At 42.7% G+C, this 16,016-nt stretch carries 8 protein-coding genes; all 8 read right to left on the bottom strand.

Annotated elements, in window-relative coordinates:
• Positions 1-15: 15 nt before the first annotated feature.
• On the bottom strand, positions 16-1,815 hold the full coding sequence (locus tag FNH22_RS27810) for a family 43 glycosylhydrolase (RefSeq protein ID WP_143401797.1): 1,800 nt from the start codon (positions 1,813-1,815) through the stop codon (positions 16-18).
• A 1-nt stretch (position 1,816) separates the two neighbouring features.
• Positions 1,817-3,391: a DUF4955 domain-containing protein gene (locus FNH22_RS27805; protein WP_143401796.1), complete on the bottom strand. Its 1,575-nt coding sequence runs from the start codon at positions 3,389-3,391 to the stop codon at positions 1,817-1,819.
• 55 nt (positions 3,392-3,446) lie between these two features.
• The gene (locus FNH22_RS27800) at positions 3,447-6,515 is read right to left on the bottom strand and encodes an Ig-like domain-containing protein (RefSeq protein WP_185154454.1); all 3,069 of its coding nucleotides are present in this window, start codon (positions 6,513-6,515) and stop codon (positions 3,447-3,449) included.
• A gap of 48 nt (positions 6,516-6,563) precedes the next feature.
• Positions 6,564-8,108, bottom strand: coding sequence for a sulfatase (locus tag FNH22_RS27795; RefSeq protein WP_143401794.1), 1,545 nt, complete (start codon positions 8,106-8,108; stop codon positions 6,564-6,566).
• Positions 8,109-8,175: 67 nt separating this feature from the next.
• Positions 8,176-9,870 carry a RagB/SusD family nutrient uptake outer membrane protein gene (locus FNH22_RS27790; protein ID WP_143401793.1) on the bottom strand — a complete coding sequence of 565 codons (1,695 nt, stop codon included), beginning with the start codon at positions 9,868-9,870 and terminating at the stop codon, positions 8,176-8,178.
• Between the two features lie 9 nt (positions 9,871-9,879).
• Entirely contained in the window at positions 9,880-13,029 is a 3,150-nt protein-coding gene (locus FNH22_RS27785) for a TonB-dependent receptor (RefSeq protein WP_221420365.1), read from the bottom strand.
• A gap of 8 nt (positions 13,030-13,037) precedes the next feature.
• Positions 13,038-14,591, bottom strand: coding sequence for a hypothetical protein (locus FNH22_RS27780; RefSeq protein WP_143401791.1), 1,554 nt, complete (start codon positions 14,589-14,591; stop codon positions 13,038-13,040).
• 24 nt (positions 14,592-14,615) lie between these two features.
• Complete coding sequence (locus tag FNH22_RS27775; RefSeq protein WP_143401790.1) at positions 14,616-15,890, bottom strand: glycoside hydrolase family 88 protein; 1,275 nt, start codon at positions 15,888-15,890, stop codon at positions 14,616-14,618.
• Positions 15,891-16,016: the final 126 nt, after the last annotated feature.

Here is a 16,016-nt window from a genome sequence, read left to right as displayed (position 1 = left end):
AAACACTTTGGCATATTAAAATGGGCCTGCTATTTCCGATAATTCACCAACTCCTGACTCGTTAAATGGCTCTACGGCAAAAAAGTAGTCTATATCCTTATTTAAGCTGCGAATCGTTAACCCGGACTTATCATAGACCAGGTAATTCTGGTAAAGCTTACCGGCGTCGGTCCCAAACCTGATATTATAGCCCATGGATTCAGGAATTGCTTTCCAGTCAAGATGTACATCCCTTTTGTCGTTTGAATCGCGATTCGCTTCTATAATTTCACTTTTGTCAGGTACTGCTCCGGGCTTTAGGCCAAATACGCGAAAACCAGACATAGCAAAATTGCCATCCGGCACGGCTACATTCGTTAGTTTCAAATATCTTACCTGTATTGGATCAAAGGTAAGGTAAATGTGAGATCGATCCGATGTATTTCTGCTGTAGTCTTCAACCGTAAACCAATTCTCGCCATCTTCAGATCCCTCCAGAATGAAAGCGTGTCTTTTGTCAGAAGAACGACCATAGAGTTCGGTGTTTACTTCAGCAAAATTGAGTTGAACGGCATGAACGGTTGAAGTCGAAAGCAGGTCCAGTTTAATCCACTTATCGGGTTCCCCGGATGAGGCCGACCAACTGGTTCTCACTTCTTCATCATTCACGTTAGCTATTGGAAATCCATTCAACGTAGATGACGCGTATGCCGGCTTTTTATAGGAAAGCAACATCCATCCTGTGAACAGGTCCTGATCGGTTACTTTTTGCTGTGGAACCTTCATAGGGTAGTCACCGAACCGGGTATATGCATAGAGCACATCGTCTTTATCAAAGAAGGTCGGGTAAATGCCTACTCGTCTTTCGAACTTGTGTTTTTGAGAAATCACTAAGGTGCCGGCATGCCAATAGTTATCGAAGGCGTCTTTGAAAGTACTTCCATGGCCTGCCCCACAAATGAACCCTTCAGGCTTATAAGCGAAGGGGTTATGCGCTGCCAGTTCAAAAGGGCCTAATGGTGCATTGCCGACATACACACCATCGGAATATGACTTCTCCAGTGTTCCAGGGGCAGCATATTGCAAGTAGTATTTTCCATTATGCTTATTCATCCATGGGCCTTCTAACCAGGGAGATACATCCTTTTTTTTGTTATAGTCACCACGGATTTCCCACCCCAACTGTTCCGGATTAGGGTATATGATTTCTTGAATGGGTCCTTCAAATTTGAATGTCATATCATTAATTTTAACCCCGTAAAGAGGATCGACATTTGAGCATCCCCAATACAGGTAGAGTTTACCATCATCATCCTGGAAAAATGCCGGGTCCCAGACAGGTATTTCCAATGAGTCATTGGCCATTTCCCACATGCCGGAAATTGGGTCAGCGGACTTATAAATCACACTTTTTTCTTTTGATGAGGCTAGAAAAAACACCGTATCTCTAAGTACAATGGCTGTTGGCGCATACTCTTCCGTTGGTATCTGATCTGTTTCCACGAGTTGCCATTTGGCCAGGTCATCCGAAAACCAATAGCCTCCTGATTTAGAAGCAAAGAGAAAGTAATTTCCCTTAAATGAAATTATAGTAGGGTCTGCAGCCTCCCTTCTTGATGGTGTTTCCGGCATGAAACGATAGCTTACATCGATCGGGTTGCAAATTGTTTTAACCACAATACCCGAACCCTTATCTAAAGTATCAGAACCCCCACAAGAAGTGATCACTATTACACCGCAGAAGATCAGGTTTACTTTCAAACCTATTATCAGGGCTTTTCTGCTTACAGTTTGTAAGAATGAAATCAAATCGTCTTTTACCCGGGCGAATATCATTCTATTTTATTGAGTTAATTTCTTCATTCAGGTAAGCGGGTATATCGCCTAGCCTTTTCCGTAGTTGGTACAAGTACAAGGACGAAGGTTCTACAGCTCGTCCAAGTGATTTGACCACTCCGGCATTCATAAATGAAGTTCCCTCTCCCTGAAAGCCAACAATAACTGGATTGACAGCCGTCAATGGTCCGTACTTATCAGTTGGCGTATCTTCCATCAAATCCCAAAAATCAAAACCCGGTCTCGGACGGGCAGTTTGTGTAAAATTCCAAAACACCAGGCCTACGGAATGGTTTGGCAAATTCTTATAGTTAGCGCCGTGACTCGCCCGGCCTACACTGTCTCCATCAAAACCTGCCATTTCACATTCATCCCATAATGTAAACCGGGGAACATTCCCGTGTGCGTCTATTCCACGATTGATACCTGTAAAGCGTAAAATAACCGTACCCACGGCTTCATGAGAAGAATCCGGCCCATGCCACTGATTCGCATTATCCGAACAATATGCCATTAATACCCTTGTGCTTCTGGAAGAAACAAAACTACTGTGGCCGCCATTTCCATCTACCTGACAATTGAGGATCGTTCCTGTCAATGATTCGGAGAAAGATACGGCCCTGTTTACATCTTGAAAGGTACAGTTCCGAACCCAGGAATTATGAGTTCTGGACATGTTTACTGCTGTGAACCCCCCATCATGGTAAGCGTTTTTATGGTGAATGAAAGGTTCATCAAAGTTTCCTTCAAACCGAATATCCTCAAATCCACAGTTCTCTATAAATGAAAGCTTTTCTAACTGCCAAGGCTCCTTAGTATACATATCTACAAGAACAGGCGCCTTGAACGTTACTTTCTTACCTGAGACTTTTGCTACCTGGTGGATTTCATGAATAACAGCTCCTTTTTCATTAATAGTGGTCCAAATTTTCCGGGTTTTCTTGCCTTCCAATAGTCTGTCATTGAGAAAGGTGCCTTGCGCCCTAATAAGCAATAAGTCCCCCTTCTTTAGTCCATGAGACCCTTTAAGCATAATAGACTTATCGCCAAGCTTCACATCTCCTGCCAGGGACCCTTTGATCGGTTCACCCCCCTTGCCTCTAAATGAAATCATCGGGGGAGTCGTCCAAAGCTTATCCGGATACTTTTGCGCAAGAGGTTCTTTCATGTGAAGAATAGTGCCATTTTCTCCACTTCCCGCCCCCTTGAGAATTACATTACTCGCACTTATCAGGATTCCTTTCTTCTTTCCTTTGATTTCGTTAATGATGTATTTCCCACTGCCAAAAAGTACTATTCCACCCTTAGCTGCTTCTGCCTTGCGAATTGCCTTTTGTATAGCCTCCTGGTCGGAAATGTCATCATTTGCCACCGCTCCGAAATCCTCAACATTAAATACGGGTAAGTCGTACGTTACCGGAAGTTCACTTTCACCAAAATTGTAACCGGCATAGGAGTAATCTATCAGGTCTAATTCTTCTAATAAACCTTCACCTGTTTGAGCCACGCTATTTGAAGCACAAGAAAAAAGTATGGCGGAAAGGAGTAGGTGAAAAATAGCTTGGTTTGATTTCATAATATAGTTATTTATCGTTGAAAAATCATGTCACACAGGTTTCTGTTTTTGACCATTAATTCTTTCGAAAAACTTTGAATGTTTTATCCACAACACTATTCGTAAGATGAAGGTAATACAGGCCCGGTTTGTACACCGACATATTGATATTCGTTTCGAGACCCTCAGTGGAGCTTCTTACCAGTTCTTTTCCAAATACATCGTAAAGTACAAATTGAAATGGAGCGGACCCACTTGCCTGAATACGAAGTACATTGTCAACCGGGTTAGGAAAAACCAATACGTCTTTATTCAACGTTTCATTTCCTAAAATCACCCTATTTACTTCAAATACCACAGAGGCTGTTGATGACAGCTCCTCAAGGTCAGTGGCAATTACTTTCAACGTATAAACGCCTGGCTCCAGGGCAAGAAGGGCGGTTAGTTGATCCTGAGAATCCCATGAAAAAGGAGCAGTGGTTTTTTCATCGATCAATACATCATCCAGAAAAAGCTCCACCTGCTTTATTTCGGAGAAATCATCCATCACGGAAATATTCAGATTGATAGCGCTGCCATTATCAAAAACGGACCCGCTTGTTGGAGAAATGACATTGATCGTTGGAGGTTCATTCAACGTTACGATTATCTGGCTTTCGGTTCGCTTTCCGGAAACGTCCTCTGCCATCACCTTGATCATGTACGTATCTTGTGTCAAACTCGAGAGTTCTTCAAACGTTTCGGAGGGAGACCAACCAAAGGGAGCGTCTGATTTCGTACTGATCAACTGATCATTCAGGTACAACTCCGTTTTAGATAAACCGATGTCATCGGTCACTTCGATATCCACACTCGTAATACTTTTCATTTTTGCTCCATTAACGGGAGAAATAAATCGGATCACAGGTGCCTCATTCACCGCATAGAATACAGTCACTTGCCTTTGCGATGAAAGGGATTCATTATCATATGCGATGGCTTTCAGGATATTATCGCCTTTTACCAGGTTTTGCAACCCGACCACATCCGTTCCCCAGAAATAGGGAGCTTCGTTATCTGCTGAAATTAACTGGTCATTAAGAAAAAGCTCTACTTTGGCTATATTTTCATCGTCATAGGCGAATACTTCTACTTCTAATAATTCATTTTCCTGAAGACTCTTACCTTTAATGGGTGTACCAAAACTCAGTACAGGTGCGGCATTCTGCGCATTACCAAGCGTGGTCCATGATATATTATCGAAAGATACCGTCCTGCGATCATCCGGGTCAGAGGTACTACTGGCATTCCTTATTTGAATGCTGAAATCCCCTTCAATATTCAAGTCATCCACATCCACCGTATACTTTTGATCCTGACCTGTCTGAGTATGCGTCTTTACCAGTGCATCATTTACATACAACTCAACAGTACGCTCATTTCCGTTGAACTTGTTCAGGCACTCAACGGATAACCTGGTAATTCCGCCCTGAAATGTTGATGAAGTAATGCCGGTAACTTGCTTATGAAAATAAACACCCCTACCCTCAATATCACCATTGATTCCCTTGCCATTGACATTCCATATCCAGTTATCATCACCTTGAAACGTTTCAGTACCCCATCCATCCAATACCATATTTGAAAAGGTCTCCGTGTATTGCGAAGGCGCATTGCTACTATCTGTGATTTCAAAATTCATGAGCCTTTCTGTTTCAAGCCCGTCATCATCAATCACTACGGCACGTAATTGATGGGAACCCATGTCTAATCCATTTAAAATGGATTCGTCATGCCATATGAAGGGAGCATCAGTCCGGGTTCCTATGGGTACATCGTCAACATAAAGTGACACCTGGCCTACTCCAAAATCATCCTCAACGTCCAATTCAACTAACATGATTGAACCTTGCCTGATTTCAGTATCAAGTGGTTGCAAAAACTGGACCTTAGGACTTTTATTAAGACCTGATACGGCAGGTGGATTAGCTCCTGAAATTGCGTAAAGTGTATTTCCTACGGGTGCGTTATCAGCTAAAACAGGAAAGTTATTGATATGATCATCAGGGTTTCTTCCAATTTTAATAGGTCCTGAATACACTTTATTAGGGTCTGACCATGGCGTTTTCGACCCGAAATCATGATTGAGCTGCAAGCAGCGATTGTTAAACAGGAAATTGGGATTTGCAGACACTTCATGAATGATAGACCATGGCCCCATAATGGCAAAATAGTTAGGTGCATTGGTATTGGTTTCCAGATAAGGCCCCCCTGATTCCACCGGAGGCATATCTTCCGGTAGGGTGATCCGATTGGCCTCTATCAGATTGTTTCCATCATCACCGGTATGGAAACTGACTTCCTGGTAAAAGTCATTGTCATACACCACATTGTACTCCACACCACCTCCCTGGAGCGAGATATGACGAAGATGCGTCATCTCACAACCGGTAATCAGGTTATCGCCGTCCTGAATAAAGAAGTAACCCTGAGCCCCTCCTGCTTTTCGGTGTGCCCCCTTCACCTTCAGATCACGAAAGGTAGTATGAGAAGCATCGCAGCGCATGGGATCTCTGCCACTGTTATAGATATTTATTTTGTCCAACCAGCAATCTGTAGATCTTGTGAACTTGACAGATATATTACCATTATTAGGCATTTCATCATTTTCTGGAATGCTATAGTTCCAATCGTATTTTGGCTCTCCCCAACCTCCTTGAATGGTGAGCCTGTACATTCCTGACTTTTCAACTCCATCCCGAAAGTGAAAACCGAATCCATCTAAAAAGTTTATGGTACAGACGACCCCATCTCTGGTCTCTCCAAGAATGGAAACATTGGATTTCATGGTGACCTCACTTTGAAGATCATATTCTCCATTTCTTAAGATCAGAAGACCCATTTCTCCATCCTTCAGGCTTGCATTTAATTCTGTTAATGCGGCATTAATATCTGCACTAGTTCCGGCCTCGATTATTTTTGTAGTGCTAAATGAATTTAAAAACGGAATACCTCCCCGGACACCGGCCTGAGCCCAGCACTCCATCTGAGGATAATTATCCTGGTTGGCAGCGATCTTTTCCTGATCAATAGAAATACCAGGATCAGCAATTTGTAATTGTGTGTAACCCGGTGAAACAATGACACCAGATATGATAAATATCAAGACTATTAATAAACTGTGCTTACCTCTAATCATTGACCTTAAGAATGCTCAATACTTCAAATAATTACTACCTATTCCCTTTGACACCCAACTATCTTGAGTTTCCTTTAGTAGTCTGGCCAGATGGGTCTTAAGTTCTCTCTCTTTCTTTTTGCCTAGTTCTTCCGGCTTTATTTTGTTTAGCTGGAAGGGATCTTTCTCATTGTCATAGCAGAAAATGTTATCGATTTCACCCTTTTTTTCCTCCACAACAAAGGTGTACTTGCCCGTATAAACGCCTCTGTACGTGTATCCCATAATCAGTGCAGCCTCCGGCTTTTTCTGATTAGATTCAGTATCCCTTATCAATGCTGAAAAGTTCGTTCCCTGTACTCCATCAGGTATTTTGTCCTCCAGCCCGGCTAATCCCAGCAACGTAGGCATAACATCCGGCACATTCACGATACGGTCTTCCACTCTATGCTTAAGTCGGTCTCCCCATCTGATCAAGAACGGAATGTTGAGTGATTCCATTTCGGGAACGAGCTTACCTTCTAATCCATGACTACCTAACATTTCGCCATGATCGGATGAAAAAACGATGATCGTATTATCATCGAGTTCCAGTTCCTCCAGCTTGTCCAGCACCAGGCCTATATAGTGATCCACGGCGCTGACATTAGCGAAATAATAAGGCGCATAATGTCCAACGGTGTGATCGGCATTATCATGTGTAAGCAGATGATCCAGATTGACTTTGCCATCCTCTGTGTACTGACCAAAGTACTCCATTTTAGTACTTTCCTCTGTCCAGGGATTGTGTGGCGGGTTCAATGACCACATCATAAAGAAGGGCTTATCAGGATCACGTTGCTCGTGAGTGACCTCTAAATATTTAATAATGGCTTCAGATTCTATTTCTGCATTGAACCGGCCTGGCTTGTATTGTTCACCGTCCGTTTTTCCATCTATGAGTAAGGGATCATTGGAATATACCAATGGATCAAAATGCACATCCTTTATTACTTGATAGAAGTAGTCAATACTATGGCGATCCGGTCCAGGAGGCACATAGGTATCATATCGATTGATATAGTGCCCTCCAGGAGGTTCGGTCGTTCCCTTGTAGGTTCCTTTTTCGTCAAATAAAGGATCATTTTTTAGCCAGTGAATTTTCCCAAAGTAAGATACGTCATAGCCATTTTCTGAAAAAACATCTGTCATTCCTTTGATATCGCTACGTAAAGATGCGTCTCGGTCTTTCCTGCAATTCGCCGCGACCCCATTCACATGAGGATACATGCCTGAAATTAACATAGCGCGATAGGGACTGCACAAAGGAAAATTGCTCAACGCGTTATTGAAAAGAACACTCTCAGAGGCTAGTTTATCAAGAGCAGGGGTATTTACCGGGTCTCCTTTTCCCTGGAGGTGTTCTCCGTACGCTGATTGGGACCAAATGCCCAGACTGCTGTTTCTATACTGATCCGGAAAAACAAAAATCACGTTTGGGGGCTTTTCATTTTGACTTTGATCATTAAATCGCCCGCATGCCATGATTATCAGCACCAGAAGCGGGGTGAATTTTAAAAAATATATAGACGGCTGTTTCATGTAAAAGGTGCGGTTAGATGGTAAAATGGTGTCTTCAAAAAATGAGACACCAGGTAGTAGAATGCGATTATTGCCATTCCGGTTTTTGATCAAGCGATTGATTTACGGTTACCTCTACCAAAGGATAGGGTAATGACAGGTGAATATTAACATCAAAGTTGTTGGGGCCTCTCAAGGCAGCCTGGTGATCCGCATTGCTGGCAACAAAATCAGGATGACCTTCAACAAAAGCCTTTACCTCGGCAAGTTTTTCATCTAACAGTTCCCATCTGATAAGGTCATGCCTTCGTACACCTTCAAAGCAAAGTTCTCTCGTGCGTTCATCCACTAACTCATCAAAGAATAACACTTTATCAGCAGCTACCGTAGGTTTTTCAACTTCAATGTTCACCAGGCCGGCACGATTCCTGACCTCATTAAGGTATTCAATAGCCAAGGCCGAGGGTCCGTTGTTCAGCTCATTAGAAGCCTCTGCATACATGAGCAATATATCCGAGTATCGTAATACGGGGAAATTGACGCTTGTGAAATTTCTATTGAGTTCACTGGCACTGTTTTCTAAGATGACAAAGTTCTCATTGGTGCCTTCAATATCTATGTCAGCATAATCTAACGGCTCCCACCTTTTGTACTTTGCCGGACAAAAATCTCTGGTGGCCATTTCATTCGTAACTCGTATAATATCTCCGGCCCCTGTTCTCTTGAATGTTGCAATATTCCATAGGTATCGTTTATCATTGTTCTGATCATACAACCCGGAGAGTATCGGATATACCCCGGCTTGGGCGAATCCATTCGGATCTCCCAGATTATTGTTAGACCCGAAGTTCAAGCCGTTCAAGGCACCCAGCCGGCCTACGGTAGTTCCTGTCAGGCCCTGGTCACGAAGGTTTTGAAAAGATATCTCAAATATCACCTCTGTCATATTATAAACCCCTCCTATGACATCCAGGAATACTTCTCTGTAGCCCGTAGTATCACTGGTGGTGATAAGACTATGGAACCCGTCATTTATCACCGCTTCGCAGTGGGTTATTGCTTCCTGGTAATGTGGCTGTTTGAACGGATAGCCGGACATCTTCATGTAAACCCTGGCGAGTAAACCGTGAGCGGCAAGCTTATGCGCCCTTCCCTGGACATAGCCTGCATCTACGGGATGAGGCAAATTCTCCGAGGCGAAAGTAAAGTCTTCCACAATGGCGTCATACACATCAGCCAAAGGTGCAGGCGGCACGTTATTATCCTCTTGATCTTTTGAAGAAGAAAGTCTCAAAGGCACCTCATTCCAGTAATTAGATAGGTTAAAGTAGCATAGCGCTCTTAAAAAACGTACCTCAGCCACCAATGCATTAAAAGCCTCTTCTGTTTCAAAGCTAGATCGGTCTATACTTTCAATGAAGAGGTTGGCCAGGTTGATCGCCTGGTACTGGTTTGTCCAATAGTTGAAGCTGAATTGATCAGCCGGTGTATTCCTGAATAATGACACAGCCCAATTCTCATTGAAACGCCTGTTGTAGTAATATTCATCGGTTCCGGCGCCTAAGATCAATTGCTCTCTTCCATAACTTTCATCACTGGCAAGCACACCATAAATACCTGCCAGGGCAATCTCAGCTTCCTGGGGCGTAGAGTAAAAACTTGCGGATTCCCAAACAGACTCCGGTGTTACGTCGAGGTAGTCGTCACATCCTATTACCATTATTGACAGAAGGATGATAGCTACATTTAATTTATTGAATTTCATTTTTATTAACTCGTTCATCTTGGTCAATTAAAAGGTTACATTAATTCCACCTGTAATGGTTACGCTTTGTGGGTAGGCCGACCAGTCCAGGTTTGGAGCGAGGGCCCTGGAAACACCATTTCTTGGCGCTACGGAGACTTCCGGATCGTACCCCGAGTAGTTTGTCCAGGTCACCAGGTTCTGGGCGGACATAAAAACACGTAATGATTTTGCGAATATGTTGGTCAGGTACCTCTCCGGAAGTCTATATCCCAGGGAAATAGTCTTTAACCGTAGGAAAGAAGCATCTTCCACATAAAAATCACTGATTCTTGTACCCAGTATTGGTCTGCCGAACGTCCTTGCATAGGTCAATGAGTGGATGTCGGTATCCGTGTTAGCAGGTGTCCATTGATCAAGCACTGCCACCAATCTATTTTGCCTGGAACCTGAAGGAGATTCCAATTCCACTCTGTTCAGGTTAAGAATTTCCGCACCATAAGACCACTGAAAAAACACCTGCAGTTCAAAACCTTTATATTCAAAATTATTGGTTATACCTCCTATAAAGTCAGGAACTGTATTACCAATTATATCTCTATCTTCTTCTGTAATGGTACCATCGCCATTCACATCAATGTATTTAACACTACCAGGACCAGGTGTCCCGCCATTATCAGGAATACCATCCTTAAGTTCATATATGCCCAGGTCATTGTTCCAGTTAAAATCATCCAACTGGTACAAACCATCGAATTGTAACCCGTATATCTGACCTACAGACTGACCGACCCGGGTAATGTAGGAGAATTCGTTACCCAGGTTTATACGTTCAGGGTTAGTGAAAATAGCGTCCTGCCCCTGATTCAAATTAATGACTTTATTTCTGTTAAATGCGATATTAAAATTGGTGGTCCATTTGAAGTTTTTCGAATCCAGGTTGAAAGACCTTAGTGTGATCTCAACTCCACTGTTTTCTACCTCCCCAACATTTTGTTGTACTCGCTCAAACCCTGTGCTGGAAGCCATATCGGCATTCAACAAAAGGTCTTTTGTTCGCTTCAAATAATAGTCCACTTCTCCTTGAATTCGTCCGTCAAGTATTCCAAACTCAGCTCCAATATTTAATTGTTCTGTGGTTTCCCATCGCAGATCAGGTACCCCTAAATTATTGATGATAGCACCAACTGCATAGTTCTCTCCACTGCCCCAAACGTATCCTGAACCTGTGTTCGAAGCGAGCGTAGTGAATGCATCAAAATCACCTATTCGGTTATTACCGGTGACTCCCCACCCTCCTCTTACTTTCAAATTTGATAAAACTCCGGTCGAGCTCATAAATGGCTCATCTGATACAATCCAACCGAGGGAAAACGAGGGAAAATAACCCCATCGGTTCTCTTCTCTGAATTTAGAAGATCCATCTGCTCTGAAGTTTACAGTGACCAGATAGCGATTATTCAGAGAGTAGTTAACTCTACCGAAATAAGACAGCAAAGTATTTTCTGAAAGTAAACTAGTTGGAATAGGCGATATTAATCCTATACTGAGATTGTCTATACCAAATACATCTGTTGGAAGTTGAGTGGCGCTTAATTGCGAATCTTCAAAAGTTCTTGTTTGTGCTTCTGTTCCCGCCATTAACCTAAGCCGTTGATTACTGCCTAATTTCGGAGCATAGTTTATTACCCCGGAACCAGAGGCCACTTGCACACGTCCGGTTCTGATGCTACCACTAATCCCGTCATTTCCGCGGGTGCCCTGAAAGGTGTTCTCACCATAAAATAATGTTCTTCTTCTATTCTCAGTTTGAAAACTTCCCACCGTGTTAAAGGTAAGTCCGGGCAGGATCTTGAAACGTCCTGTCAGCGTTCCTCTAAACAGCTCTCTACGGTCTATGCGATCTGTATTGTTTAGATTGTCTATGGGGTTAAAAAGAAACCTGCCTGATTCCTCATCGGGATCGAATCCATCTAACCCGTCATCATTTAATGGTTCCACCGGTCGGAAAACCAGTGCATCGCGAATAATATTACCACTAAAACCATTTCCATCTACGGTTGAACCTGTCCGATTAGACAGGCTGTATACGAGGTTGGCATCCAACTTCATCCAGTCATTCACTTCGTGTTTAACTCTTAGATTATTCACGGCTTTGTTGAAGCCTGTGTTTGTCACTGTACCCCCCTGATCCAGGTATTGTCCGCTATAGTAAAATTGCGTTATATCACCACCGCCACTAACCGAAAGGTTGTAATCTTCAAATCTGCCCTGTTCGAAAATTTCATCTTGCCAACTGGTGCCCTCGATATTCCTGTAGTTCTCCGGATCTCCCCAAACTCCATAAAAATTGCCGGTTTCACTACCAGGCGTATAGTCATCTAATATCAGAGCTTGCTCCTCTAAAAAGCTAACGTATTGGTATGGATTCATCACCTTGAGCCTTCGAGGAGCGTACTGTACCCCCATATTCGCACCAAAACTCACTTCTGTAGTACCATCTGTTCTTCCACCTTTCGTTGTGATCAAAATCACACCATTTGCACCCCTTGAACCATATATGGCGGTGGCAGATGCATCCTTAAGCACATCAAAAGACTTTATATCATTTGTATTAATAGATGCAGGATCAAAATCCACCAGCGGAACCCCATCTATTACATAAAGGGGTGAATTGTCTCCCGTTATGGAGTTACCACCTCTAATGACAATTTGAGCCGCTCCTCCAGGGGTACCATCCGGTGAAGAAACCTGAACACCTGCAATACGACCAGCTAAAGCCTGATCAAAATTAGAGGTGGGTGCAACTGCCAGTTCTTCAGGTTTTACACTTCCGACAGACCCGGTAAGATCACGCTTTCTTTCGGTACCGTACCCTACCACAACTACGGCTTCCAGACTTTGAATATCCAATTCCAATTTGATGTCAAATCTGGTCTGACCGGCAACTGGTATTTCTAATGATGTGTAACCCACAAAACTAACCGTCAAAACAGCATCATTCGGTACATCAATGAGTGTGAAGTTACCGTCTGTATCGGAAATGGTTCCGGTTGTTGTGCCTTTTATAATTATAGCTGCGCCAGGTAGCGCTTCGCCAGATTCACCATCGGAGACAACACCTGTTATCCTGTTCTGACCAAGTGAAATAATGGTAAGAACGCAGAAGAATAAAGTAAATAGTATTGATTTTTTCATGTCTGATATCATTGTTCGTAAGCAGTGATGTTAAAGTCAGACAGGAGGTACCTGCCAGATCTGTCGTAAGGGAAGGAGGAACTGATGGCACCTTCAAATGTCGTGTACACCCTAAATGCGACCGTCACATTCGACATACCAATGTAATCTACCATATCGAAGGTGCTTCTGACCCATTTGTCATCGGCATTCTTTGATGGGTCTTTCCCCCAAGGTGTATCTGTAAAATCACGGAGATTTTGGTCACCGGGATATGGATAACCTTCAAACTCATTACCCTCAATAAACTCACCGTCTGAAATGATATTGGATTCCAATTGATCCGTTACCTCAACCCAGGTGGCATTATTAAAATCTCCCCGATAATCTGTAGACACATACACCGCTAAAAATGACGGAGAGGATCCATCTGTGCTTAAGTACTCAACAAAGCGATTTTCAGAGAAAAATTCAGCTTCTATGTCGTAACCAAATTCATAGGCGCTTAAATCCTGTGCATTCATAATGGCCCAGGATTCGTGGGGCACTTGATTTCCTCCGGAAGGTTTAACCAAATTGATTTCTAACCTTTTCTGATTCGCATTTTCCGCCGGTCTATCGTCATCGGCAATCCCTGGTGCTGCGAGTCGATTCCAAAAGATCCCTGGATCACCTTCTTCCACTGTATGGATACGATAACCAAATTCAGTGTTTTCAAATTCAAACGTGGGATAGAACACACTCACGACCAACTTGGGTACATCAAAAGGACTATTGGAGATGTAAATGGTAATGGAATTAAAGGATACTATTTCTTCTGAAATATTACTTACCACATTAACAGTCGGAGAAACAATTTCCGGCTCCTCCGTGGGTGTATAACCACTATTCAGGGTGATCACGCCTGTTGTAGCATCAATGGTAAACTTGTCAGTATTATCACCCAGTTCAAATCGAAAATCGGGGTTCGCCCCAATGACAATAGGCTCCGTAGTGCTTGTTGTACCCCCTGAAGTGAGCAGATTCTGCCCCCCGGGTATGTACACCAAACCTGAGGCCAGTTGAGGTCCCAGATACAATTCGAACACCCGCTCAAATGTGGCAGAGAATGACTGGTCATCAAATACTGTCGTCATCTTAATATCAAAGAAATAACTACCTTCCACCAAGGTGTTTTCTCCTTCTATTTGTATACGTCCGATGTCACTTACATTAACTATAGGAAAAGTTCTGATGGTGTCCCCGTCTTCATTAATAAAGCCATCTTCCGGCGCTACCATTATCGTGTCAGGAGTACCATTTAGAATTGAAAAGAAATCATCGATGGTGGTATCACTTAACGGATTTCCATCCTCATCATGAACCGCCACAATCTCGAATGAGGGGATAGCTCCAAATGAATTGTAAGTAGGTGGAGCTGAAATCAGCACACCAAACTCCCTGGCTTGAACTACCGGGGAATATTGCAGGTCTGATGGCGCCTGTGGAGAGTTTGAGATCCCTCCGTCTTCAAAAGCATCTTCAACGCAACCGAGTAAAATGATTGACGAAGTAAGAGCTATAAACAGTAGATTTTTCATCATAGTTTGTATTTGTTATTTATTAGATCATTTTATCATAGAAAGATTTGGACTGATTGCCAGTAAATCGCTACCCCCTTCTGAGGAACTTCGTAGCAACGCTTCCAAATAATAGTAGTCAGCATAAATCAATGGTTTATCTATTTCGGCCCCATGCGGAATGCTTCCAACTGAGTGATTGAGGACAAACTTTGTTTTGCTTCCGAGGGGAACTAAATACTTATCAGAAGATAGGTTATCTATCAGCTTATGTGCAAAACCTTTAAATTGGTTATCTGTATATCCATTTAATTCAATGAGGGCAGAGGCAGTGATTGCAGCAGCTGATACATCTCTTGGCTCATCGGGAATGTTAGGAGCATCATAATCCCAGTATGGAATACCATCATCCGGGAGATTTGGGTTATTAATAATAAAGTTGGCTATCTGATGAGCCTGATCCAGATACTTTTTATCTTTTGTATAACGATAACAAACCGTGTAACCGTATAGTCCCCAGGCTTGCCCCCTGGCCCAGGCACTTTCGTGAGCATATCCTTGAGCAGTATTCCTTTTTCTTACTTCACCATTTTCAGGATTGTAATCAATAACGTGGTAAGAGCTATTATCCGTTCGAAAATGATTTTCCAGTGTAACATCTGCATGCGATATGGCTATTTCCCGATAGGTGGAATCCCCGGTCAACGCTGTCAACTCAAAGAGTAATTCAAGGTTCATCATGTTATCTATGATAACCGGAAACTTCCAATCTCTCTTAGACTGCCAACCTCTATCAACATTCCAGCTCTGAATACAACCCACCTTAGGATTAAATCGCTGCAGCAAGCTATTGCCTGCTTCTACAAGTACTTGTTTATAGGCATCATTGCCTGTCAACCGAAATGCATTACCAAATGAACAATAAAACACAAAGCCTAAATCGTGTGATTCCGTATTACTTTTGAAGGGCTGAATGCCTTGCTGAAATTTGATGGCAGCGTCTTTCCATTTTTCATCTCCGGTAGTCTCATATAAATACCAGCAGGTACCGGGAAAGAACCCTATGGTCCAATCGAATATGGGTTCACCGGACTCATTGTACCTGGTGGCCCATACGATTTCACCATTCTCCTCAGTTCTTGGAATCTTATTTTCCTGTAGCGCCAAACTTAGAAGTTCATTCGACTTCTTCTCAAAAGCTACGATCTTATCCGTTCTTGTTGAATCTCTTAAAACGGATACAGGTTCATCAACTGTTGTCTTTTTTGTTTGCTCACATCCAAACCAAATTAATAGTATAATTAGCCCCAGTACTTTTTTCATTATTACGCTTATTTATATTAATTGTATCTATCATATACTATCAATGGACTTCATACTCATACAGTAATAACCATCTTTTTGACGTGATAATCAAGATTTTATCTGGTGCCAATATAGGGGTATTTG

Source organism: Fulvivirga sp. M361 (assembly GCF_007097395.1).
Taxonomy (GTDB): domain Bacteria; phylum Bacteroidota; class Bacteroidia; order Cytophagales; family Cyclobacteriaceae; genus Fulvivirga.
The sequence above is the reverse complement of the archived record's forward strand: the minus strand, read 5'-3'. Positions and strand labels throughout refer to the sequence as shown.